The organism is Sulfitobacter noctilucicola (assembly GCF_000622385.1).
Lineage (GTDB): Bacteria > Pseudomonadota > Alphaproteobacteria > Rhodobacterales > Rhodobacteraceae > Sulfitobacter > Sulfitobacter noctilucicola.
This window is the reverse complement of record NZ_JASD01000008.1, coordinates 474,380-498,387: the sequence shown is the minus strand read 5'-3', so window position 1 is coordinate 498,387 and position 24,008 is coordinate 474,380. Positions and strand designations below refer to the sequence as shown.

At 56.2% G+C, this 24,008-nt stretch carries 23 protein-coding genes and 1 tRNA gene; 20 read left to right on the top strand and 4 right to left on the bottom strand.

Going from position 1 to position 24,008, the window contains the following annotated elements; translation table 11 throughout:
* Positions 1-19: 19 nt before the first annotated feature.
* Complete coding sequence (locus Z946_RS0106130) at positions 20-790, top strand: DUF2189 domain-containing protein (RefSeq protein ID WP_025054846.1); 771 nt, start codon at positions 20-22, stop codon at positions 788-790.
* Here Z946_RS0106130 and Z946_RS0106125 read toward each other — a convergent pair.
* Complete coding sequence (locus tag Z946_RS0106125; RefSeq protein ID WP_025054845.1) at positions 787-1,029, bottom strand: DUF6552 family protein; 243 nt, start codon at positions 1,027-1,029, stop codon at positions 787-789. The genes Z946_RS0106130 and Z946_RS0106125 overlap by 4 nt on opposite strands.
* A 288-nt stretch (positions 1,030-1,317) precedes the next feature.
* On the opposite strand from Z946_RS0106125, the gene Z946_RS0106115 reads away from it, so the two are divergent.
* Complete coding sequence (locus tag Z946_RS0106115) at positions 1,318-2,214, top strand: LysR substrate-binding domain-containing protein (protein ID WP_025054844.1); 897 nt, start codon at positions 1,318-1,320, stop codon at positions 2,212-2,214.
* Here Z946_RS0106115 and Z946_RS0106110 read toward each other — a convergent pair.
* Together Z946_RS0106110 and Z946_RS0106105 are read right to left on the bottom strand one after the other, a co-directional pair.
* A complete protein-coding gene (locus tag Z946_RS0106110; RefSeq protein ID WP_025054843.1) occupies positions 2,195-3,676 on the bottom strand; it encodes a D-alanyl-D-alanine carboxypeptidase family protein in 1,482 nt (493 codons plus the stop codon). The two genes, Z946_RS0106115 and Z946_RS0106110, sit on opposite strands and share 20 nt — an antisense overlap.
* A gap of 255 nt (positions 3,677-3,931) precedes the next feature.
* On the bottom strand, positions 3,932-4,639 hold the full coding sequence (locus tag Z946_RS0106105; protein ID WP_025054842.1) for an HAD family hydrolase: 708 nt from the start codon (positions 4,637-4,639) through the stop codon (positions 3,932-3,934).
* An 89-nt stretch (positions 4,640-4,728) separates the two neighbouring features.
* On the opposite strand from Z946_RS0106105, the gene clpS reads away from it, so the two are divergent.
* The 18 genes from clpS to Z946_RS0106015 all read left to right on the top strand — a co-directional run bounded on the left by clpS (position 4,729) and on the right by Z946_RS0106015 (position 21,899).
* Complete coding sequence (gene clpS / locus Z946_RS0106100; protein WP_025054841.1) at positions 4,729-5,070, top strand: ATP-dependent Clp protease adapter ClpS; 342 nt, start codon at positions 4,729-4,731, stop codon at positions 5,068-5,070.
* A gap of 37 nt (positions 5,071-5,107) precedes the next feature.
* Positions 5,108-6,106, top strand: coding sequence for a class I SAM-dependent methyltransferase (locus tag Z946_RS0106095; RefSeq protein ID WP_025054840.1), 999 nt, complete (start codon positions 5,108-5,110; stop codon positions 6,104-6,106).
* Positions 6,107-6,120: 14 nt separating this feature from the next.
* On the top strand, positions 6,121-6,921 hold the full coding sequence (locus Z946_RS0106090; RefSeq protein ID WP_025054839.1) for an SDR family NAD(P)-dependent oxidoreductase: 801 nt from the start codon (positions 6,121-6,123) through the stop codon (positions 6,919-6,921).
* Between the two features lie 208 nt (positions 6,922-7,129).
* Positions 7,130-7,206, top strand: a tRNA-Met gene (locus Z946_RS0106085).
* 392 nt (positions 7,207-7,598) lie between these two features.
* Complete coding sequence (locus Z946_RS0106080) at positions 7,599-8,630, top strand: TRAP transporter substrate-binding protein (RefSeq protein WP_025054838.1); 1,032 nt, start codon at positions 7,599-7,601, stop codon at positions 8,628-8,630.
* Positions 8,631-8,707: 77 nt separating this feature from the next.
* Positions 8,708-9,289, top strand: a complete 582-nt coding sequence (locus tag Z946_RS0106075; protein ID WP_025054837.1) for a TRAP transporter small permease — start codon at positions 8,708-8,710, stop codon at positions 9,287-9,289.
* Position 9,290: 1 nt separating this feature from the next.
* Positions 9,291-10,610, top strand: coding sequence for a TRAP transporter large permease (locus Z946_RS0106070; RefSeq protein ID WP_025054836.1), 1,320 nt, complete (start codon positions 9,291-9,293; stop codon positions 10,608-10,610).
* Between the two features lie 28 nt (positions 10,611-10,638).
* A complete protein-coding gene (locus tag Z946_RS0106065) occupies positions 10,639-12,456 on the top strand; it encodes a feruloyl-CoA synthase (protein ID WP_025054835.1) in 1,818 nt (605 codons plus the stop codon).
* A gap of 75 nt (positions 12,457-12,531) precedes the next feature.
* Positions 12,532-14,073: a benzoate-CoA ligase family protein gene (locus Z946_RS0106060; RefSeq protein WP_025054834.1), complete on the top strand. Its 1,542-nt coding sequence runs from the start codon at positions 12,532-12,534 to the stop codon at positions 14,071-14,073.
* Positions 14,070-14,894, top strand: a complete 825-nt coding sequence (locus tag Z946_RS0106055) for an alpha/beta fold hydrolase (protein WP_037969078.1) — start codon at positions 14,070-14,072, stop codon at positions 14,892-14,894. The genes Z946_RS0106060 and Z946_RS0106055 overlap by 4 nt, the downstream gene beginning before the upstream one ends.
* Positions 14,887-15,339, top strand: a complete 453-nt coding sequence (locus tag Z946_RS0106050; RefSeq protein WP_241461305.1) for a DUF309 domain-containing protein — start codon at positions 14,887-14,889, stop codon at positions 15,337-15,339. Before Z946_RS0106055 ends, Z946_RS0106050 begins: the two co-directional genes overlap by 8 nt.
* Before the next feature lie 106 nt (positions 15,340-15,445).
* Positions 15,446-17,104 (top strand): 2,3-epoxybenzoyl-CoA dihydrolase, encoded by a 1,659-nt coding sequence (boxC, locus tag Z946_RS0106045; protein ID WP_025054831.1) that lies wholly within the window; start codon positions 15,446-15,448, stop codon positions 17,102-17,104.
* Positions 17,105-17,177: 73 nt separating this feature from the next.
* A complete protein-coding gene (gene boxB / locus Z946_RS0106040) occupies positions 17,178-18,629 on the top strand; it encodes a benzoyl-CoA 2,3-epoxidase subunit BoxB (protein ID WP_025054830.1) in 1,452 nt (483 codons plus the stop codon).
* 68 nt (positions 18,630-18,697) lie between these two features.
* Entirely contained in the window at positions 18,698-18,868 is a 171-nt protein-coding gene (locus Z946_RS21665; RefSeq protein WP_169736906.1) for a hypothetical protein, read from the top strand.
* Positions 18,865-20,043 carry a benzoyl-CoA 2,3-epoxidase subunit BoxA gene (boxA, locus tag Z946_RS0106030; RefSeq protein ID WP_025054829.1) on the top strand — a complete coding sequence of 393 codons (1,179 nt, stop codon included), beginning with the start codon at positions 18,865-18,867 and terminating at the stop codon, positions 20,041-20,043. Before Z946_RS21665 ends, boxA begins: the two co-directional genes overlap by 4 nt.
* Positions 20,044-20,466 carry an acyl-CoA thioesterase gene (locus Z946_RS0106025; RefSeq protein WP_025054828.1) on the top strand — a complete coding sequence of 141 codons (423 nt, stop codon included), beginning with the start codon at positions 20,044-20,046 and terminating at the stop codon, positions 20,464-20,466.
* 42 nt (positions 20,467-20,508) lie between these two features.
* On the top strand, positions 20,509-21,405 hold the full coding sequence (locus Z946_RS0106020; RefSeq protein ID WP_081780783.1) for a helix-turn-helix transcriptional regulator: 897 nt from the start codon (positions 20,509-20,511) through the stop codon (positions 21,403-21,405).
* A complete protein-coding gene (locus Z946_RS0106015) occupies positions 21,402-21,899 on the top strand; it encodes a 3-hydroxyacyl-CoA dehydrogenase family protein (RefSeq protein ID WP_025054826.1) in 498 nt (165 codons plus the stop codon). The genes Z946_RS0106020 and Z946_RS0106015 overlap by 4 nt, the downstream gene beginning before the upstream one ends.
* Before the next feature lie 111 nt (positions 21,900-22,010).
* Here the strand turns inward: Z946_RS0106015 and Z946_RS0106010 are convergent, their stop codons facing one another.
* Complete coding sequence (locus tag Z946_RS0106010) at positions 22,011-23,675, bottom strand: ABC transporter substrate-binding protein (RefSeq protein WP_025054825.1); 1,665 nt, start codon at positions 23,673-23,675, stop codon at positions 22,011-22,013.
* Between the last annotated feature and the right edge of the window lie 333 nt (positions 23,676-24,008).

The window sequence follows — 24,008 nt, the reverse complement described above, 5'->3', positions numbered from 1 at the left end:
TTTGCGCCAAGTTGTAGCTATGACAGACAGACCTCTTAGTGCGCCCCAATTGCGTAAGCCCACCGCTGCCGACTTTCGCCAAAGCTTCGCGGCAGGACTGCGCGACTTTGCGGCTGCGCCTCTGACTGACCTGTTTTTCGCAAGCTTTTTCGTGATCGCAGGGCTCATCATGGCGGCCGTCACCTATGTCACTGGCACGACTTACTGGCTGGTGTTGGCCGTGATGGGATTTCCGTTGATCGGAGCACTGGCCGCACTGGGTTTTTATGAGGTCAGCCGCCGCCGTAACACCACCGAACCTTTACATCTGTCGGCCATTACTTCGGTGGTCCGTCAGCACCTTTCCGGGCAACTCCCGTGGCTTGCGGCGATCATTATCGTGACCTTCATGTTCTGGTTCTTCCTTGGTCACATGATATTCGCACTGTTTCTGGGGCTGTCTCCGATGACAAATGTGTCTTCATCACTGGGCATTTTCCTGACAAGCGAAGGGCTTTCGATGCTGGCTGTGGGCAGTGTGGTGGGCGCGGTCTTTGCGCTGCTTGTTTTCTCAATCAGTGTGATCGGAATGCCGATGCTGCTGGATCGTGATATTGATTTTGTCACGGCCATGCTGTCGTCAATTTCTGCGGTTAAGTCCGCACCGATACTGTTTCTGTGCTGGGGGGTATTGATAGCGGGCATCACACTGATTGCGATGTTGCCCGCTTTTCTTGGTTTGTTTGTTGCCATGCCTGTGCTGGGGCATGCAACCTGGCATCTTTACCGTGCTGTCAGCACGCCTGCCTAAGCGCTTAGCAGGCCGGCAATCATAGCGGCGAGGGCAACCACGTGGATAAGCATGATTGCTTTATCCCGCCACAGCACGCCCACAGCAAACCAGCCAACCAGTCCGATCAGGAACAGATAGATGTTAAGCGGGGTAAGCCCGAATGCAGTCGCCGAATATCCCATGATCTGAACGATTGACGCAGCCCATTTGAGTACATTCACGCGTTGGGTACGGATCAATGTGAAAAGATCGCTCACTGAGTAACGCAGGGGAGCTTGAAGTGTTGGCATGATGGCTCTCACAATTTGGAAGGGTTGATTTCGATGGTTTTGCGGGGCGCAAACCAGCGGCGACGCTTCTGCCCGTTCTTTGAGGGGACCTCACGTAGTTGCACGGTATCGGTCCTTGTCGCAGTCATGAAGGCACTTGCATATATATCTAACATGAGGTCTCCTAAGGGCTAAAGAAGTTATGCAGGTATATAGGACGTAAAGCGTGAGATTACCGAGTCATCAAAAATCACTGTATGTAAGAATTACTTAAATATGAATTGGCGGAGTCTTCCCCCATTGTCCGCTTTGCGTGCCTTTGCTGCCTTCGCAGACGTCCGCAATGTCGTTGCTGCCGGTGACGCGTTGGGCGTGAGTCATGCCGCGATAAGCCAGCAATTGCGCGTTCTTGAATCGCATCTGGATACCTCTCTGCTGGATCGGTCCGGTCGTAGCCTTGAGTTGACGCTGGCAGGAGAGAAGCTGGCACAGGCGTTGCAACTGGGCTTTGGTGCGATGATCGACGCGGTTGAGGATATCACGGGACAGCACGAAAAACGCCCCGTTCATATTTCTGCAACGCCAACCTTCGCGGCTTCGTGGCTTATGCCGCGATTGCCGAAATTTCGCGCAGATTATCCGCAAGTGGATATCATGATTGATCCCTCGCCCAAGCTTGTGATGCTGGGCTCTGATGGGATCGATATCGCGATCCGCTATGGCACAGGCCCTTGGCCGGGGGTGGAGGCAGAGATGCTGGTGCAGTCGCCGATGGTGGTTGTAGCGGCACCATCGCTTGTGGGCGACGCCGAGATTTCCGACATTTCTGAATTGGCGAAATTTCCGTGGTTAGAAGAGCTGGGCACCTCAGAGGCGACCAATTGGCATCGCCGCTTTGGGGTGCCACGTGCCGAGCTGGGGATGGTGCAGGTGCCGGGCAATCTGATGCTGGATGGTGCGCGTGAAGGGCAGGGCGTTGTTGTTACGGTACGTGACTTTGTGGCCAGAGATATCGATGCTGGCCGTCTGCGCGAATTCCACGTGGAAGACAAGCCGGGCGCAGGATATCACATCGTCACTAGGCCCGGCGTCCAGCGTGCGTGGGTCAAAGCTTTCGCTACATGGTTGCGCCGCGAGGCAAAAGAAGCAGCGGTCAGCCCGGGCCAATCATAAAGCAGCTGACATTGCGTGCAGCCAAACGTCGACAGGCGAGATCCGCCGTTTCCCGCGTCATACCAAGGAAGTTTGCATCAAATCCCTGAGGGCGCTTGATGACCTTGCGCAGGGTGCCGTCCAGCGTTGACATCTCTGCCAGCGCGGTCTTGAGCAATATCTTTTCTGCAGCATAGCGGCTTGGATAACGCCCGACGTTCACACCCCAGTGCCGCCCACCCGATGTAGATACCCGCGTCACGACCTCCTGCTCGACCACACGTTTCTGGCGCGTCGCCGTCTGTTTGGTCGCGTTCTTGGGCCGTATCGTGGGCCTTACAGAAGCTGTGGCAGCGGCCAGCGTAATCTTTTCTGCCGGAGCTGTTGCTGCAGGCGCTGGTGTCGTGACGGCTTCTTTCAACGCGGCGGTTATGTCGGCATTTGAGACGGTCTCGGACACACTTGCGACCAATACAGGTGCTTGCGCACCCGGGCGCAATTGCGGACGAAGGGACTTTTTCACAGCCCCGACAAGGCGGATGGTCTTGCCAGCACCGCCGGGGACAGACCCCGGATTGAGTGACTTGGTTTTTGGCGCGGCGGTTGCGACTTCTACATCGCGATAAACCGGTTTCTTTGGCTTGCGCAGTGGTGCGCGTGATGGCGCACGACGGAAACCAAGGTCCATCAACTCGGTAACCTTCGCATTGCGCGAGGCGGTGGATTTACCACCGAAAACCGTAACGATGATACGCTCGTTCCCGCGCTCAGCAGAGGCGGTGAGGTTGAAACCAGCGGCACGGGTATAGCCGGTTTTGATGCCGTCGGCCCCTTTATAGGAATTCAGGAAGCGGCGGTTCGTATGGCTGACCTTTCGCACACCGGCATCTGCTGTGATGCGGGAAAACAGGTTATAATATTGCGGAAAGTCGTAAAGCAGGTGCCGCCCCATAATAGACATGTCGTGCGCTGTGGAGAGATGGCCCGCTTCGGTCAGGCCGTGCATGTTCTTGAAGGTTGTGCGCGTCATACCCAGAGATTGCGCCATATTGTTCATGCGCCGCGCGAACCGGGCTTCGGAACCCGAGATTGCTTCGCCAATGGCCGTGGCCGCATCGTTGGCGGATTTCACAGCCGCGCCACGGATCAAGTAACGTAGTTTGATCCGCTGGCCGGCCCGCAAGCCCAGCTTGGAGGGAGGTTCAGCCGCAGCCTTCTTCGAAATTGTAACCTTGCTGTCGAGAGAGATTTCACCGCGCTCGATCGCTTGAAAAGCGACATAAAGGGTCATCATCTTGGTGAGCGATGCCGGATGGAGGCGGGTATTGGCGTTTTGGGCGTGGATTACCTTGCCCGTTCGCGCATCCATGACGTAGGCCGCGTAGGGGGCCGCCCTCGCGCTAAGTGGTACGATGACCAATAACCAGATTGCCGCAATGAAGAACGCCCCGAAACGGGCGTAGGGAAAGCGTCGCGCCTTCATGATGAACTGCCTTTGTCTGCCTCAAGACCGCCGATTATTCGACTGGCCATATTTTTATAGCCTCAGGCTAGCACAGCTGCGGATTTCGATAAACCCGCTGAATCCAGTGAATTAAACAATTCTGCGGCGGCGCTGTGTCAATATGTTGGGGGTGCAGTATGGTGCCCCACCATTGGGGCCATTGTGTCAGGAATGTGGCGGGACTTGGGCGCACTTGCCCAGATTCCTTTTTACGATTTTTGCCGCCTGTTCGCGTCAGCCGCCGGTCAGTTTTTCCATGTACGTTGGCAACGCACCAAGCTTATCCAGAGTGGTGAAGCGGTCCCTGTTTTCCGGTGCCGTGGCAAGTTCATATGCCCAAGTCAGCGCATGCGGAATGTGCACGGCCCAACCGCCTGCATCGAGTACTGGCAGAACATCAGAGGCCATGGAATTGCCCGCCATAAGCGCCTGATCCGCGCCTGTCCCATGCCGCTCAAAGATGTCGGCATAAACTGGTGGGGTCTTGTCCGAGACAATTTCGATACCGTCGAAATGGTCGCGAAGACCTGACTGCGCCAGCTTGCGTTCCTGATCCAGCAGATCACCCTTGGTGATCAGGACCAATTTGAAATCTGCCGACAGCGAAACCAACGTCTCTTCTACCTGCGGGAGCAATTCGATGGGATGGGACAGCATATCACGACCCATATCCAAAATTTGCGCAATGACGTCTGAGGGGACATTGCCGTCGGTCACTTCGATCGCGGTCTCTACCATAGAAAGCGTGAATCCTTTGATCCCGAATCCGTAATGGGGAAGGTTTCGCCGCTCTGCAGCCAGCAGGCGCTCCATCAGATTGCCCTTATCCGTGTGATCGCGCAGCAGATCGGCAAAGTTGTCTTGGGTCATCGCAAAGAACTGTTCATTCTGCCACAGCGTGTCGTCTGCATCCAATCCGATTGCCGTGATGATCGCGCTCATTTTCGTATGCCTCTTTCAAAAATAGCTTATCGGGTTATATAACGCGTCTCACGACTCACAATCGTTCACTCAAACATGCGGGAGCAGAAATGCGCCTTGATGAGATCATGATGTCAGACGGATCGGATGACGATAGCGATACCGGCCTGCTGACCAAGACGAAGCCTAAAACAAAGCGTCCGCCCTTGTATAAGGTGATGCTGTTGAATGACGATTTCACGCCGATGGAATTCGTAGTGCATGTGCTTGAGCGTTTCTTCGGTCTTAACCACGCGCAGGCGTTCGAAATCATGCTGACAGTCCACAAAAAGGGTTTGGCAGTTGTGGGGGTGTTCAGTCACGAAATTGCCGAAACGAAGGTCGCGCAGGTCATGGACTTTGCCCGCCGCCATCAGCACCCGCTGCAATGTACCATGGAAAAAGAAGAGTAAGCCGCATGACGGCCCACCCGCAAAAGAAACATGCGACGTGATTGATGCACGGTTGCAGGTGGCGCTGAACGCTGGCGGTCTTGAGCTGCCGGACGAAGGGCGAATTGCGGTTTTCAGACCGCCTGTGGATGCAGATCTTTCCGGTTTTGTGCCGGACAGATGCGACATGCTGCACGATTTCAAACCCTTTTATGACGCATGGGCCAATCGGGGCTACGATGCGCGGTATTCACCAGACGGCCCTTATGCTGCTGCGATTGTGTGCCTGCCTCGCGCCAAGGCCGAAGCGCGCCATTTGATTGCGCAGGCCTGTGAAGTGACGGACGGGCCGGTCATCATTGACGGACAGAAAACCGACGGTGTCGATTCGATCCTGAAGGAAATGAAACGGCGCGTGACGGTACAGGGGCCGATTTCCAAGGCCCACGGCAAGATGTTCTGGATCGATGCCACCGCGACAGAGTTCTTTGCGGATTGGATACGAACGCCGGAGCGGACCGAAGGCGGGTTCTGGACGGCACCTGGGGTATTCTCGGCAGATGGCGTTGATCTTGCATCCGCATTGCTGGTCGAGGCGTTGCCGGAGAAGATGAGCGGCCATGTCGCCGACCTTGGGGCCGGATGGGGCTTTCTCGCGGCGCATGTGCTGACGCGGTCCGATGTGACCCAGATGCATCTGGTAGAGGCGGGGCACCTCGCGCTTGAATGTGCCAAACGGAATGTCACAGATGAACGTGCGCGCCACTATTGGCAGGACGCTGTGGAATGGGCGCCGGATCACAAGATGGATGCCATCGTAATGAACCCGCCTTTCCACACCGGACGTGCCGCCGAGCCGCAGATCGGTCAGGCGTTTGTGGCCGCAGCGGCCCGCCTGCTTTCATCGCACGGTGATCTGTGGATGGTCGCAAACCGCCATTTGCCGTATGAGACCGAATTGAAAAAACGCTTTTCGCAGGTCAGCGAGCTGGGCGGCGATGCGCGGTTCAAACTGTTCCACGCAACACGCCCCGTACGTGCGCGGCGCCGCGGATAAAAAGAGGAAACGCCATGTCGTTCTCAGTTCAGGGCAAGACCGCGATTGTGACCGGAGCAGCCAATGGTATCGGCCTTGCTGTCGCGCGGCATCTGGCCGACAAGGGTGCAAATGTGATGTGCGCCGACGCCAACGAAAAGAAGCTGGTTGAGGAATTGGGCGATGCCCCAGAGGACGGCAATATCCGCATTTTTGCCGGTGATCTGCGTCAGCGCCTGACAATTGCCAATCTGGTGTCCGCCACGATCGATGCCTTTGATCAGGTGGATATTCTGGTCAACGCCTCCCGCCAGCTCGTTCTCACTGACGCGCTTGAGGTAGAGGACGATTCTGTTCGAACGCTTTTGGATCAGAACTTGATGACGGCGCTGCAACTTACCCAATACGTGGCCAAGCGCATGATCAAACAGTCCGAAGATCAGGAAGAAGGCCAGGCCGGTACAATCATCAACTTCAGCTCTATCTCGGCCTATCACAGCCAGCCTGAGTTGATGGGCTATTCTATCGCGGCCGCCGCTGTTCAACAGATGACGCGCTCTATGGCGTTGGTGCTGGCACCACACAGGATCAGAGTGAATGCCATTTCCTTCGGCTCGGTGATGAGTGGGTCATTGCAGGCATCTGTCGCGGACAATCGGGACTGGCGTGATGACATCCGCGATCACACACCGCTTGGTCGCATCGCGTCTCCGAATGAGCTTTGTGAAGCCGTTCAGTTTCTCGCCGCTGAAAGTTCCGGCTTTATGACAGGAGAGGTCATGGTGATCGATGGCGGCCGCAGTTTGCTCGATGCAGTTACAGCGCCTGCACACTAAATTTAGGTTTACAAATGCAGTACCACTTTGCCAGCGGCCACTGATATCGCTTGAACCGAATTCTGTTTAGTTAAGCTTTTCGGCCGGGTTAGGCATGCGCGGTAGACGGATAAACGGGGCGGACAGGTGCCATCCTGACAGCCATCGCATTTAAGCGTAGGTTTAGCCCTTGACGGCACCGCGGTGCTGGCTTAGTCCACGCGCCGATGGCGTTATAGCTCAGTTGGTTAGAGCGAACGACTCATAATCGTTAGGTCCCTGGTTCAAATCCAGGTAACGCCACCATCACTTTACAATGTTTTCAGTTTGTTACGCCTGAATGGCGCTGATTTCGGCAGGCTGCCGGGATTGTCGGGCCGATATGAAGTGAAGATCAGTCGGCGGCGTGCGACCCACAGTCTCCCGTGCCTTTTCAAAGCAATGTTCCCGCAACCTGCGATTTCAAAGATCTCGGCACGATCCCGTAGGTAGAAGAGTTCTTTGCATTATATTAACGCGGCACCCTTTTTCCGTTGATAGTTACAAATGGGACGGCATTATGCGCCGATACGGACGTGTCCGGCTTGCCAGAATGTATCGCCTGCATTGACGATATCGGTCTGGTACTGTCTGATTGACCTCAGATATAAATGATCGCCCCGAAAACAGGGACGACACATTAGGGAGAAGAGTTACAAATGCTTAGAAGATCAATTTTGGGATTGGCGGGCGCGGCACTGGCCGTCACACTGACTGGCACCACAGCAATGGCGCAGGACGTTACCTTGCGGATGCACCAGTTCCTGCCACCACAGGCGAACGTGCCAAAACTGGTGCTGGACGTCTGGGCAGACAATGTCGAGGAAGCTAGTGAAGGCCGCATCAAGGTGGAGCGTTATCCCTCCATGCAGCTAGGTGGCACGCCACCTGAGCTGATGGATCAGGCGATTGACGGCGTTGCAGATATTGTCTGGACCGTGGTCGGCTACACGCCGGGCCGCTATCCATCGACCGAAGTCTTCGAGCTGCCTTTCATCATGTCCAACGCACGTGCGGCATCATCGGCTTATTGGCAGATGTTTGAAAAGCACATGAAGGACACAGAGTTCAAAGATGTGCACATTCTTGGCACATGGGTTCATGGCCCAGGCATGATCCACACCAACAAAGAGGTCAAAACACCTTCTGACATGGAAGGGCTCAAGATTCGTGGCGGCTCACGGCTGGTTAACTCCCTGCTTGAGAAAACAGGCGCGACCCCGGTCGGCATGCCGGTTCCTGCGATTCCCGAAGGTCTCTCAAAGGGTGTCATCGACGGCACGACTATTCCTTGGGAAGTTACCGCTGCTCTGAAAGTGCCTGAGCTGGTGTCGAACCACACAGAATTCGAAGGCAATGCGCTTTACGTTCTGACCTTTGTGCTGGCGATGAACAAAGACCGTTACGAAGGGCTTCCTGACGATCTGAAAAAAGTGATCGACGATAATTCCGGTCTGGAATTCTCTATCTTTGCCGGTGGTACACAGTCAGACAGCGATGGCCCTGCACGCCAGCTTGCCGTTGATCGTGGCAACAGCATTGTCACTGTATCAGGCGATGATGTTCAGGCGTGGCGCGATGCGGCGCAGCCGATCTATGACGAATGGGTCGCTGACATGGAGACGAAAGGCATCGACGGTCAAGCTCTGATCGACGAAGCACGTTCGCTGATGGAAGCCTACGACAAGTAAGCATCTTCGAAATGTTTCTGACCTGCGGCAGTCCCTTGTGATTGCCGCAGGTTTGGCACGAACTGCGAAAGAAATTCATGCACCGCGCTGTCCAGTCCCTCGCTCGCCTGACCGCATTGGTTGGCGGTATTGTCCTTGTCATTCTGATTGTTTTGACGACCCTTTCCATCATTGGGCGGTCGGTGAACAAACTGCTTCACGGTGACTTCTTCAGCCAATCTTTAACTGGGCTGTCTCAATGGCTTCTCGATTTGGGCGTGGGTGAGATCAACGGCAGCTACGAACTCCTCGAGGCGGGCGTTGCTTTTGCCATTTTCTCTTTTCTGCCGGTCACGCAACTTTATGGTGCACATGCTACCGTTGATGTGTTCACCTCGTTTCTGCCCGCACGGGCAAACAGGTTTATCGCAGGTTTTTGGGAAGTCGTGCTCGCCGCCGTGATCCTTTTGATCGTGATACAACTTTACGGCGGCATGGAACGGTATATCCGCAACGGCCAGACCACTCTGTTCCTGCAGTTTCCGGTCTGGTGGGCCTATGCCGCCAGTTTTGCGGCCGGAGTGGTGGCCTGTGTCACAGCGCTTTATTGCGCTGTGATGCGTCTCGTCGAAGCCATCAGCGACCGCGACCTTCTTCCATCCGAGCACGGAGAGCACTGAAATGAGTAGCCTAGAGCTGGGCTTCTGGTCCTTTCCCGTATTGTTGTTGATGGTTTTTCTGCGTGCGCCTATCGGGCTTGCGATGCTTCTTTGCGGATTTGGCGGGTGGTACTTTGCCATGGGGGGCAACCCGACGCCCCTTTTGGCAAAAATGAAATCCGAAACCTACACGACCTTCTCGAGCTATTCGCTCAGCATCATTCCGATGTTTTTGTTGATGGGGCAGTTTGCGACCCTGTCGGGGATGTCTCAGGCCCTGTTCAAAGCGGCTGAGAACTTTCTGGGGCATCGGCGCGGCGGCGTCGCCATGGCCTCTGTCGGGGCTTGTGCGGGCTTTGGTGCGATCTGCGGATCGTCGCTGGCAACTGCGGCTACTATGTCCAAGGTCGCGCTGCCCGAGCTCAAGCGCTACGGATACTCCGGTGGCTTTTCCACCGCGACTTTGGCGGCAGGGGGCACCTTGGGGATTTTGATCCCGCCTTCGGTCATTCTGGTGATCTATGCCATCCTGACTGAACAGAACATCGCGAAGCTGTTCCTTGCGGCTTTCATCCCCGGTATCCTTGCCGCGCTTGGATACATGCTGACAATTTCCATTTACGTGCGGCTGCATCCCGACGCGGCAGGGACTCGTCCGCCAGTGCCAATGTCGGAACGGTTCCGCGCCTTGGCTGATTGTTGGCCGGTTCTGACCATCTTTGCGCTGGTCGTCGGCGGAATTTATGCGGGCTGGTTTACGCCCACCGAAGGCTCTGCCATCGGGGCCGCAGCGACTGGACTTGCCGCATTGCTCTCGGGCAGCCTGAATTGGCGCGTGTTGGGGCAAAGCCTGTTGGGCACGGCGCGCACCACGGGTATGATCTTTTTCATCGTGCTGGGCGCAGGTTTCTACAACGGTTTTCTGGCGCTGTCTGGCGTGCCGCAGTTTATGGCGGGCTGGGTGGTGGAACAGGGTTTCTCGCCCCTGTTCGTGCTTTGCGTGATCCTTGCTTTCTATCTGGTGTTCGGCTGTCTGATGGACAGTCTGTCGATGATCCTGCTGACCGTGCCGATCTTCTTTCCGGTTATCATGGCGATGGATTTCGGCATGTCGCCCGAACATGTTGCGATCTGGTTCGGTATCCTTGTCCTGATCGTCGTGGAGGTTGGGTTGATCACGCCACCTGTCGGAATGAACCTGTTCATCATCAACTCGATGGACCGCGAAACCCCGATGACCCAGACGTACCGCGCGGTCATGTACTTTGTTGGCTCTGATATCGTGCGGGTGGTTATCCTTGTCGCGTTTCCTGCGATCACACTGTTTCTTCTGCCTGACTAGAAAGGCCTGATCTTAAAGGAAGCCTTCCATGACCGAGCATCTGAACCTGAAACCCCACCGCGTCGAGCGGACCGACAGGGTGGACGGTACGGTGCTGCTGCGCTCGACCTACCAGATGGGTGCGGTTGCGCGATGCACGGGGGATTGGCTGGACCATTGGGCGAACGCCACGCCGGAGGCCGTGTTTCTGGCGGATCGATCTGGTGACGGCTGGCGTGAAGTAACTTACGCACAAGCGCAGATGCAGGTTCACGCGATTTCAAGCCATCTGCTAACCCGCGACCTTGGCCCTGACAGGCCGATCCTCGTGATCTCGGGCAACAGTGTCGAGCATGGATTGCTTATGCTTGCGGCACAGTATGTCGGCATCCCCGTCGTTCCCGTAGCGGAGCAGTACGCGCTGATCCCTGCCGCACATCCGCGACTGATATATGCAGCTGGGCTCGTGCGGCCCGGAATGGTGTTTGCGCAAGATGCGGCGCAATATCGCGATGCGCTGTCCCTGGATGTCTTTGACGGAATCGAGGTTCTAAGCGCAGCGCCTGCGCAGGCAGGGCAAACCGCATTTGCGGATATGCTGTCACCGACAGGCACCGATATTTCTACTGCCGCTGCGGCGGTCGGACCCGAGACCCTTGCCAAGATCCTGCTGACGTCAGGCTCCACCTCTGATCCCAAAGGTGTGCTGACCACCCAGAAAATGCTGACCTCAAATCAGGCACAGATCGCAGGATGCCTGCCGTTTCTGGCGGATCGCCCCCCCCGTGTTGTTGATTGGCTCCCGTGGAACCATGTCTTTGGGGGTTCGCACAACTTTAACATGATGCTGGCGAACGGCGGTGCGCTATATCTGGATGATGGCAAACCGGCACCGGGCCTTTTTGATCGCACGCTTGAAAACCTGTCGATGATCTCGGGCACAATCAGTTTCAATGTGCCCATCGGGTTCGCCCAACTGGTGCAGGCGCTTGAGCGGGATGCCGCTCTGCGGGAAACCTACTTCGCCGAGCTTGATATGATTTTCTATGCGGGTGCCTCATTGCCGCAGGAGACATGGGCCGCGCTGGAACGGCTCGCGCGCGAAACGGGGCGCCCCTTACCGCTGATTACCACATCCTGGGGTTTGACCGAAACCGCACCGGCAGCTCTGATCGGACACGCGCCTGCTAAGGGTGCAGGGATTGTCGGCGTTCCTCTGCCCGGTATTGACGTGAAACTTGTGCCAGAGAACACCGGACGGTTTGATGTACGCATCAAGGCGCGAAGTGTCATGCAGGGCTATCTGGGCAATCCCAAAAAGACCCGCGAGGCATTTGACGAGGAGGGATATTTCATCACCGGAGACGCGATGCGTTTTGTTGATGAAGCCGACGCAAATCAAGGACTGCAATTTGACGGACGTCTTTCGGAGGATTTCAAGCTCAGCACAGGTATCTGGGTACAGGCTGCCAATCTGCGTCTGGACCTGTTGGCCCGCTTTGCCCCCTTTGCGCAGGACGTGGTGATTACGGGCGCTGGTCGCGATCAGGTCGGCGCGCTAATCCTGCCCAACAAAGGAGCACTGGCCGCACAAGGTTGGGAGAGTGAAGAAAAAGACGGCATTCTTGTCTGTGCGCCGCTGCATGCCGAGCTTGAAAAACGGCTAGCTGCCCACAACACACATGCAACTGCGCGCGCCACCAAGATCGTGAACGCTCTTTGTTTGTCAGAGCCCGCTTCAATGTCGGAAGGCGAAGCAACAGCAAAAGGCAACATAAATTTCCCCCGATTTCTGGAGCGTCGCGCCGCGCTTGTCGATCTGCTTTACGATGAGCGGAGCGACCTGCGCATCGAAATCCTGCACTAAACTGCACTCCTATCCTCTGATTGTTGCGCGGCTTTGATCGAAATGCACAATGCTGCATTAGGGAGGAGCGCTCAAATGCTCACACAAGAGGCCAACGCGGCCACATACTTCGTAGATCGTCACATCAGTGAAGGGCGGACTGACAAGCTCGCGTATATTGAAGCCGGAACCGGGCGGACGCTCAGCTACGGCGACATGATGCAAGGGGCGGCCCGCGTAGCAGGTGCGCTTGAAAGGGCCGGTATTCGCCCCGAAGAACGTGCGGCTGTTTTGGTGCTGGACCAGATCGAATTTCCCCAAATTTTCTGGGGTGCGCTCAAAACCGGTGTTATCCCGATCCCGCTCAACACCTTGTTGGCGACCGGCGTCTACGACGCGATCCTACGGGACAGTCGCGCGGCAATCCTATTTGTGTCAGCCCCGCTGTGGGAGGTCGTATCAGGCGCCGTGGCAAACAATCCCTATATACGGCAGGTCGTCGTCATAGGGGAGGATATTGAGGGCACGACGCGCTTTGATGAATTCGTCAAAGATGCGCCAGAGGCCGATACTTGTGCGGTCAGCGCGGATGAAGTTGCTTTCTGGCTCTATTCCTCTGGTTCAACGGGGCAGCCAAAAGGTGTGGCGCACGTACATTCGGCGTTGCAAGCGACATCTGATACCTATGGGGCGCAGATTTTGGGCATTTCTGAGGATGATGTCGTTCTGTCTGCGGCCAAGTTCTTTTTTGCCTATGGCCTAGGGAACGCCATGACGTTCCCGCAGTCGGTTGGCGCAACGACGGTTCTTTTTGCAGGGCGCCCGACACCCGTCGATATGCTTGAGACGATTGCAGCACATCAACCCACGTTGTTTTGCGGCGTGCCCACTCTCTTTGCCGCGATGGTTGCGCAAATAGATCAGACCGGTATGCCAGATCATCGTCTGCGCCTTTGCATTTCTGCCGGAGAGGCCTTGCCGCATGATGTCGGGACGCGTTGGGAAAAACATGTTGGCGTCGAAATTCTTGACGGTGTCGGCTCGACCGAGATGCTGCATATTTTCCTGAGCAACCGGGCGGGCGAGACCCTTTATGGCACATCCGGCACCGCTGTTCCGGGCTACGATCTGCGACTGGTCAACGAAAAGGGCGAAGATGTGGGCGAAGGTGAGGTCGGCGAGCTGCTGGTCAACGGCGCGTCTGCGGCGAGTTGCTATTGGAACCAGCGCGAGAAAAGCCGCCATACATTCGAAGGGGTCTGGACCCGTACCGGAGACAAGTATGAACGGCGCGCTGACGGGCGATTGGTCTACTGCGGGCGTACTGATGACATGTTCAAAGTGTCGGGCATCTGGTTGTCGCCTTTCGAGGTGGAAAGCGCGTTGGTGGATCATCCGCGCGTTCTTGAGGCGGCGGTGGTGGCGCATAGTGATACCGACGGGTTGGAAAAGCCCAAAGCGTTTATCGTCCTGCAATCGGGTGAAGCGGATCAGGATTTGATGGATGACTTGAAAGAACACGTGAAAACCAAAATCGGTCTTTGGAAGTACCCCCGCTGGACGGAGGTTGTCGATACTCTGCCCAAGACGGCAACAGGCAAAATCCAGAGGTTCAAGCTGAGAGAGGGCACTTCATGACCATCCAATGGACCGATACCCCAGAAAGCACTTTGCGCGCAGGCGACGTAGAGATTGAATATGCCTGTTGGGGTGCATCTCCCGACACTGCTCCGACACTGGTGCTTCTGCACGAAGGGCTCGGTTCTGTTGGGCAGTGGAAGGGTTTCCCCAGAGCGTTGGCGGAGACAACGGGTTTTGGCGTGTTCGCCTATTCACGTGCAGGGTACGGCGGGTCTGATCCAGTCTCGCTGCCACGTCCGCTCGACTACATGACACGTGAGGCGATTGAGAACCTTGGTCCGGTGTTGGATGCCGCCGGCATTCAACAGACAATACTGCTTGGCCACTCCGATGGTGCCACCATTGCTGCTATCTATGCCGGTTCTGTCGCAGACATGCGGGTACGCGGGTTGATCCTTATCGCACCGCATTTCTTTACCGAGCCGGGCGGTTTGGCAGCGATTAAGGAGGCGGGGGAGGCCTATAGTGACGGTGACCTGAAACCGCGACTTGAGAAATACCACAACCACGTCGATGTTGCCTTTTATGGCTGGCACGATGTCTGGACCGATCCGGCGTTCACCAGTTGGAATGTTGCCGATGCGATTGATCATTGGCGTATCCCGGTGCTGGCGATACAGGGTCGTGATGATGCGTATGGTACGCTCGCGCAGATTTCAGAGATTGAGGCCCGCATCTACTCGCCCGTTGAGACACTGATCCTGCCAGATTGTGGCCACGCACCTCATCTGGAGCGCGAGGCCGAGACGTTGGCGGGTGTGACCGAGTTCTGCACAAGATTGCGCCGGTTGGAGCAAGAAGTCGTTTCTCTTGATTGATCCCGACAGCGGCGGCCGCTTGCCGCCGCATGTCTATATCCCGGGCCAGACCCCGCGCCATCCAGAAAACTGGTTTGATGCGATCAAGGACAGCGTGACGCCCGATACTAAGGTAGAAGACCTGCATCAGACAGATGCGTTCAAGACAGGACTTTTATATCTGAAAGGCGGCTACTTCTGGGAATGCCACGAAGTTCTTGAAGCCGTCTGGATGCAAACGCCGCCCGCGAGTGTTGAGCGCGAAATGGTGCAGTCGCTCATTCAACTCGCCAACGCCCGCCTCAAAATTCTGATGGGCCGACCCGATGCCGCACGCAGGCTCTGTGTTATGGTCGATGAGCATTTGCAGCGCTGCATGCCGCCGCAGCCGATTCTCGGTCTTGCGACCGAAGAGGTGCGAGGCTGGCTTAACGCAGTGCGACGGGAGCTGGGCCAAGCAATTTAGGCATTATAGTACAAATAATGTGAGTTATTGGACGTCTCCGTTGCAAATCAAACCGCGCTTGGTGAAATATAGTACAACTCAATCGAATAACGCAGAGGGCTCCTCCATGACAAAAGTGATCGACTTTCAGACCGATCCATCCAAGTACCGTCATTGGAAAATCGAATATGACGGCCCGATTGCGTGGCTTTCCATGGATGTCGATGAAAAGGGCGGGTTGTTTGATGGGTACGAACTCAAGCTTAACAGCTATGACCTTGGTGTTGATATCGAGCTGGCCGATGTTGTGCAGCGAATGCGGTTCGAACACCCTGAAGTGAAGGTCGTTGTCATGCGCTCGGCCAAGGATAAGGTCTTTTGTGCAGGTGCGAATATCCGCATGCTGGGTGGCGCTGCTCACAGCCACAAGGTCAACTTTTGTAAGTTCACGAACGAGACGCGCAACACCTACGAAGCGGCATTGGCAGACAGCGGACAGAATTATATCTGCGCGATCAAGGGGGCCTGTGCAGGTGGCGGGTACGAACTGGCACTGGCGTGCAACCACCTGATGCTGACGGATGATTCGACGTCATCGGTCGCGCTGCCGGAGGTGCCGCTGCTTGCCGTTTTGCCCGGTACCGGGGGGCTGACCCGCGTCACGGATAAACGCAAAGTGCGCCGTGATCTGGCAGATGTATTCTGCTCCATTGAAGAGGGCGTGAAGGGCAAGCGCGCGCGGGACTGGAGATTGGTCGATGAAGTCTTCCCGAATTCTTCGTTTGACGAGAAAGTTGCGGAGCGGGCGCAGGAACTGGCGGCAAGCTCTGCCAAGGCTGATGTGGAGAAAGGCATCGATCTGACGCCTATCAGCCGCAGTTTTTCCGAGAATGGCGTGACCTACTCCACGGTAGAGGTCGCATTCCACCGTAAGGAAATGCGCGCAACCATCACGATCAAAGGGCCGGACGCGGCTGCCCCTGCAGATATGAATGCCTTTACGGCAGAAGGTGCCGACGCATGGATGCTGCGCTGTGCGCGTGAACTGGACGATGCGATCCTGCACCTGCGCAACAATGAAAAAGAGATGGGGCTGATCGAATTCCAGACGCAGGGTGATCCTGAATTACTGGTCGCGCATGAGGCTCTGTTGCTTGCCAACAAAGACCACTGGCTGGCCAATGAAGTGCTGCAATACTGGAAGCGCTTGCTGAAACGCATTGATATGACTTCGCGCTCGCTGGTTGCGATTGTTGAGCACGGCTCATGCTTTGCCGGACCACTGGCCGAACTGCTTTGGGCGGTCGACCGCAGCTACATGATGCTTGAGGAGTTTGACGGCGATAATCGTCATCTGGCGACCGTGACGATGACCGACGGCAACTTCGGCACCTATCCCATGAGCAATGACCTCACCCGTCTGGAAACCCGTTTCCTTGGCACGCCGGAGCAGGTGGAAAAACTGAAATCCTCCATTGGTGAGCCGCTCGAAGCCGATGCCGCTGACGAGATGGGTCTGGTCACTTACGCCTATGATGACATTGATTGGGAAGACGAAGTGCGTCTGTTCATGGAGGAACGCGCAAGCTTTAGCCCTGATGCGATGACCGGGATGGAAGCCAACCTGCGCTTTGCCGGACCAGAAACGATGGAGACCCGCATTTTTGGGCGCCTGACCGCATGGCAGAACTGGATTTTCCAACGCCCGAACGCGGTTGGCGAAGAAGGTGCGCTGCAACGCTACGGCACAGGCGTACGCGGTAAATACAACATGGAACGTGTTTAACGGGCGCGGATTTTTTTGAAAAAATCCGGCCCAAATTCTTCGAAAGAATTTGACCCCCAAGAGGAGGAAACCAATGCTTGATCTGATCAATGTAAGCTACGATACGCAAATCCCGAATAACGTGGGCTTGTCCGAAGACAAGAAGGTGTTGAAAGCGCTGGAAAAATGGCACCCCGGTTATATCAACTGGTGGAATGACCTGATCCCGCAGAACTTTCAGGAATCCATGGTCTATCTGCGCACCGCTGTCAGCGTGGATCCAAAAGGCTGGGCGAAATTCGATTATGTGAAAATGCCCGAATACCGTTGGGGTGTTCTGCTGGCACCTGCCGTCGAAGACCGCAAAATTCCGATGGGCGAACACTTGGGCGAACCTGCGTGGCAGGAAGTGCCGGGCGAATACCGCAACATGCTCAAGCGTTTGATCGTTATTCAGGGCGATACAGAGCCAGGGTCGGTCGAGCAGCAGCGGTTCCTTGGCCTCACCGCGCCGTCACTCTACGACATGCGTAACCTGTTTCAGGTAAACGTCGAGGAAGGTCGCCACCTTTGGGCGATGGTTTATCTGCTGCAAAAATACTTTGGCCGCGATGGCCGTGAAGAAGCGAACGATCTGTTGGTCCGCTCCTCAGGCGACGAAGACGCGCCGCGCATGTTGGGTGCCTTCAATGAGGAAACGCCTGATTGGCTGTCATTCTTCATGTTTACCTATTTCACCGACCGCGATGGAAAGATGCAGCTGGAAAGCCTTGCGCAGTCGGGCTTTGACCCGCTGTCGCGCACCTGCCGCTTCATGCTGACTGAAGAAGCGCACCACATGTTTGTTGGTGAAACCGGCGTGGGCCGCACCATTCAGGCCACGCTTGAGGCGATGACCAAGCACGGCATTACAGACCCATATGACATCAACAAGATCCGCGATCTGGGTGTCATCGACCTGCCTACCATCCAGAAAAAGCTGAACCTGCACTACACGCTGTCGCTTGATCTGTTCGGGCAGGAAGTATCGACCAATGCGGCCAATGCTTTCAACTACGGAATCAAGGGCCGCTATATGGAGCAGCGGATTGACGACGATCATCAGCTTAAGGATGACACCTATGCGGTGACGTCGATCAAGGACGGCAAAATCGTGACCGAAGACGTACCGGCATTGACTGCCATTAACATGCGTCTGCGCGACGACTATGTCCGTGATGCAGCTGGTGGCGTGGGCCGCTGGAACAAGCAGATCGCCAAGTCTGGTGTCGAGTTCGAACTCAAGCTGCCGCACGAGGGCTTCCACCGCCAGATTGGTGTGTTCAGCACCGTTGCAGTAGACCCCGATGGCAATATCATGTCGGCTGACGAATGGCACAAACGGCAGGATGAATGGCTGCCGACCAAAGCTGATGGCGATTATATCCAGTCGTTGATGGTACCGTGCTACGAACCGGGAAAATATGCCTCGTGGATTGCAGCGCCCAAGGTGGGCATCGACAACAAGCCGGGCGATTTTGAGTATGTGAAGTTGCATATGGCATAACGATATTGCCCTATCCGTGAAAACGGGTGGGGCAACGCTTTTCCTGCCCTTAGAGACGGAGATCAGACATGCAAGCAGAACGCACCATTGGACATGCCCCCCGCACGCAGGCTCTGGCCCGTGATCTGGAAAGTTTGCAAGGCCCCTGTGTCGGCTGCGCCGGATGTCAGGGTATCTGTCAGGCGTTGTTTGATGCAATAATGGTCCCGGACCTTATCCTGAAAGACCGCCACGCATGAACAAACCTGTCAAACAGCACCTGATCGACCCCGAGATTTGTATCCGCTGCTATACGTGCGAAAACACCTGCCCCATCGGCGCGATCGAGCATGACGACAACAACGTCGTGGTGAATGCGGATGTGTGTAATTTCTGCATGGATTGTATTCCTGTCTGTCCCACAGGGTCGATCGATGAATGGCGCGTGGTGATGGAGCCCTACACACTAGAGCAGCAGTACGAGATGGACGAGCTGCCCGAGCAGGAAGACATTGAGGCCGCTCCCGCAAATGATGATGAAGAAGTCGCCGATCCGGTTGCGGTCCTGTTGGCCGAGGCGCACAAGGGCGCCGGAGGCAAGGCCAAGGCACCTGTCTCGGCAGCCAAGCCAGTGGTGAATATGTACAATCTTGGTAAACCGGCCAAGATGACGGTGCAGGGGAACTATCCGCTGACCAAAGACCCCGATCATGATGTCCGTCATATCATTCTGGACCCCGGCGCGCTGCCGTTTCCTGTGCTTGAAGGGCAATCGGTTGGCATCATCCCGCCCGGCACCGATGCCGATGGCAACGCGCATCTGCCGCGGCTTTATTCTGTTTCAAGCCCGCGGGATGGCGAACGCGCTGGTTATCACAATATCTCGCTGACGGTTAAGCGAGAGGAGAACGGGCTCGCCTCGAATTTCCTGTGTGATCTGGAGCAGGGTGCGAGCGTCGATGTGACTGGTCCCTTTGGTGCGACCTTCCTCATGCCGTCGACCTCTGATGCGCATCTTCTGTTGATCTGCACCGGCACAGGTTCTGCGCCGATGCGGGCCTTTACCATGCAACGCCAGCGTAGCGGCGCGACAGGCGGAATGACGATGTTCTTTGGCGCACGTACCCCTGACAGCCTGCCCTATTTCGGACCGCTCAAAAAAGTGCCTGAAACGCTACTGAAACAGCACCTTGTCTTCAGCCGGATGCCGGACAGCGAAAAGGAATACGTGCAGGACCGGATGATCGCCGAGGAGGATGTCATTGCTGCGCTTTTGCAGGATGAAAAGACGCATATCTACATTTGCGGTCTGCGCGGGATGGAAGAGGGTGTAGAGAAAGCCATGACATCCATCGCTGAAAGCATCGGAGAGCAATGGACTGCCTTGCGCGATACTATGCGAGAGGATGGACGTTATCATGTGGAAACCTACTGAATGACCACGCCCTTTGTGCATCCCGTCAACGTTACATGGGGCGACTGTGATCCTGCGCGCATCGCTTATACCGCGCGGATGCCCTATTTCGCGCTGGATGCGATCAATGGATGGTGGGAAGCCCATCTGGACGGCGACGGCTGGTTCCAGATGGAGATCGACCGCAACGTAGGCACGCCCTTTGTGAAGTTGGAGATGGAATTCCACAGCCCCGTCACACCGCGGCACACGCTGCTCTGCGAGACATACCCCGTGCGGTTGGGCAATAAATCGATCACCTTTGCAGTGAAAGGTCGTCAGAATGATGTGCTTTGTTTTGATGGGCTTTTCACCTGTGTTTTCATTATCGCGGACCAATTCAAAAGCCAGAACGTCCCGGCAGAATTGCGCGCGATGATCGAACCGCTGTTGCGGGAGGCTTAGAATGGTCAAGATGCTCCGCCACGGCCCTTTCGGCCCTGTACGATGAACGCAATATCGGAAACCCAAAGGACGGATGAAAAGGGAGCGCGGTTGATTGCGCGTCTTGCGGCACGGGTTGCCGAGGCAAGGAAACAGCGTGGCCTGCCGCGTAGGGTTTTGTCGGAAATGTCCGGTGTCTCTCCACGCTACCTTGCCCAGCTTGAAGCTGGAGAGGGCAACATCTCTGTCCTGTTGCTGCAGCGCATCGCCGAGGCGCTGGACGTGCGCATTGAATTGCTACTGGCTGAGGACACTGCGCCAGATCACGATGTTCAGCGCGTCGCGGCATTGTATCGTCAGGCTCCCGCAGGTGTGCAACAACAGGTCAGTGGTATTCTGACACCGCAAAACCCGAATCTTATGCGGGCAGGACGAATTTGTCTGATCGGTTTGCGTGGAGCTGGAAAATCGACGCTGGGACAGATGGCCGGAGATGCGCTGGGTATTCCTTTTGTCGAATTGAACCGTGATATCGAAGAACTGGCGGACATGCCTTTGAATGATGTGATGTCCTTTTACGGGGATGCCGGATACCGCCGTCTGGAGGCGCAGGCCCTCGAACGTGTGAGTGCCCGCCATGACCGCGTTGTCCTTGCTGTGGCGGGCGGAATTGTGGCCGAAGAACGTACTTTTACGCATCTGCTTGAGAGGTTCCATACCGTGTGGATCAAGACCACTCCGGCCGAGCATATGCAGCGCGTACGTGCGCAGGGCGATCACCGCCCGATGCAGGGCAACCCTGCGGCGATGGCACATCTCAAAGACCTGCTGCAAGCGCGAACACCGTTTTACGCGCAGGCGGAGGGGCAGGTAGATACGTCGGACCGCGCTGTGCGCTCTTCCCTGAACGACCTGCTGGCCGTGATCGCCAAACAACGGTTTCTCGACAGGCCTTCATGATCAGACAAACGGCGCTTTTGGCGGTGCAAGACGCCTTCTGGATGCATGCGGAAACCCTTCTCTTCCATCACACAAACCCTTGGGAGCTTGACGAGGCGATGGTCGATGCGGGTTATGCCATGGGCCCTTGTGAAGCACAGGACCTTGTCGGGTTGGAGAAAGTTCTTGCCCGCCATCCTGATCGTGTGGTGCCCGTCCTACCGCGCATGGTCGCTGAGGGGCGTATGGGCAAAGGTGGTGGCGTCGGGTACTACCGCTATCCCGGTGGGGGCGGGGCTGTCATTGATCCGCTGATTGAGGACCTCATTCTGGAAGAAGCCTGGTTCGGGAAGATTGCCAGGTCCGAGATGTCGGACGCCGAGATTGTTTCATCGATGAACAGTGCCTTGCGTGACGTACTGGCTAATCTGAAGCGGGAAGGTATAACGCCTGCGAGTTTGCCCGCTATAGCGCATGAAGCCGTTCACTGCCCGTTGGATATCATCACTGACTAGACCCCAACCGATCTGGCAGATTTGCGGCAGCGCCACAGAACGCGTTGCCCCCGTTCAATGAAAAAGGGCCGCGACATGCGCGGCCCTTTGACAAGTTTCAAGCACGAAGACTTAGGTCCAAGCCATACGCGCAGGGTGGTATTCGAAGCCGATATGGTGTCCTGCGCCAACCAGACCCTCTTTGGTGTGGTTATAGAGCGAACGCCAGTATGGCTGGATCGTGACGCCTTCCTCCTGGATCATCGCTTCACCCTTCGCCATCACTTCGCGACGTTTCTCAACGTCCGCGATGGACAGAGCTTCTGCAAGCAGCGCGTCAAACTCGGCATTGGACCAGCCAAATTCGTTCCATGCTTCGCCCGAGCGGTAAGCCAGGGCCCAAATCTGGACGCCCAGAGGGCGCGCATTCCAGTTGGTGGAAGAGAACGGGTACTTTGACCAGTCGTTCCAGAAAGTAGAGCCGGGCAAGATTGTCCGCTTCACCTTGATACCCGCGTCACGCAACTGGGCTGCCACCGCGTCGGTGGTGTCCTTGCGCCAAGCATCGTCAATCGACATCAGTTCGTGCTCGAAATCAGCCATGCCAGCTTCTTCCATCAGCGCCTTGGCTCCGGCTGGGTCAACCTTGCGGGCTGGCAGTTCTGCGTACTCAGGGTGCATCGGACCAACGTGGTGGTTTTCCGCAACCAGACCTTTGCCTGCATAACCAAGCTCAAGCAGAACGGAATTGTCGACGGCCATGCTGATCGCCTGACGTACGCGCTTGTCCGCATAAGGCTGCTTGCCATCAACTTCGGCAAGCTGGTTCGGGCGGATCACGATGGTCGCCGCCGTGGCGATTGTGTTTTCTACCCAGCCGTCCAGCGTGGACATGATGTCGATGTATTCGCCTTCCATGGAATAGAATGCGTCGACCTCTTCTGCTTCGGCAGCAGCGATCCATGCCGATGGGTCTGTACCGTAATCGATGTATTCCAGACGGTCGATATACGGCCCGCCATAGACGTCCGTGCCCCACCATGTGTGGTCCGCATTCTTGACCAATACGCCTTTGACACCCACTTCGAGCGACTCTGGCAGGTAGGGACCTGTGCCGATTGGGTTGTCGAGCATTGCATCAGCGTCGAAAGAACTGTGGACGATCGCCGCAGGATAGTCCGCCATGCCGGGGATCAGCGTGATGTCTGATGCAGGCAGGTTCAGTTTGACAGTGTGTGTGTCGACAACTTCAATTGCACCGTCGATAGCTTTGCCCGAGGCTTCGTCGATCAGCGTGGCAAAACGGCCCGCCATGGAGTTGCCTTCAAGCGACTTGTCACACCAGCCGGTGATGTTGCGCGCTACGTCTTCAGCTGTGAAGTCGTCGCCGTTATTCCATTTGACGCCCTTGCGGACATTCAGTGTGTACTGTGTCGCGTCATCGTTGATTTCCCAGCTTTCGAGCAGGCCGGGTGTGAACGTACCGTCGTTTTCCCAGATCGCCAGATACTCAAGCCAACCGCGCGAGAAGTTTGCGATTTGCGACCAGTCATAGGTGCGTGGATCTTTGAGCGCGCGCACTTCCATCTGCATGCGGACGGTGCCGCCTTCTTTGTGGCCAGCGGCATGCGCTGGTGCTGCCATGCCAATCATCGAATAGGCTGTTGCCGCTGTCGCACCAAAGGCACTGGCAATTGCCAGAAATTCGCGGCGGTTGACCGGATCTTTTTTAGCCGCTTCCGCCGAATCCAAAACGGACTGTGGCAGGGGCTTACCGGTACGGGTCAAAAAACTCATTATTCTTCCTCTCTGTTGAAACGACGCATGATGCGCCGCCCATCGGTGATGCGGTGTTTGCCGCTATTATTGTTGTGCCCCGAATAGAGGCATCCACGACAGTCAAACACAGTGACGCTCAAGGTCAAGTCTGCGTCACGAAGATGTGGGCATACCGGCCTCAGTTCCGGGCCGATAAATCGGGCGTTTTGATTTTTTGCTAGGTCTTTCTCGCTGGTCCAAGCGCTTTTATGAACTTGCGGGTCTATCGGCACACCGAGTTTTTCGTCACTGCGCCGTATGGAGCCCCGCAAATGTCGGTCACGGACAAACATGCAAGGCTGACTTGTCCCT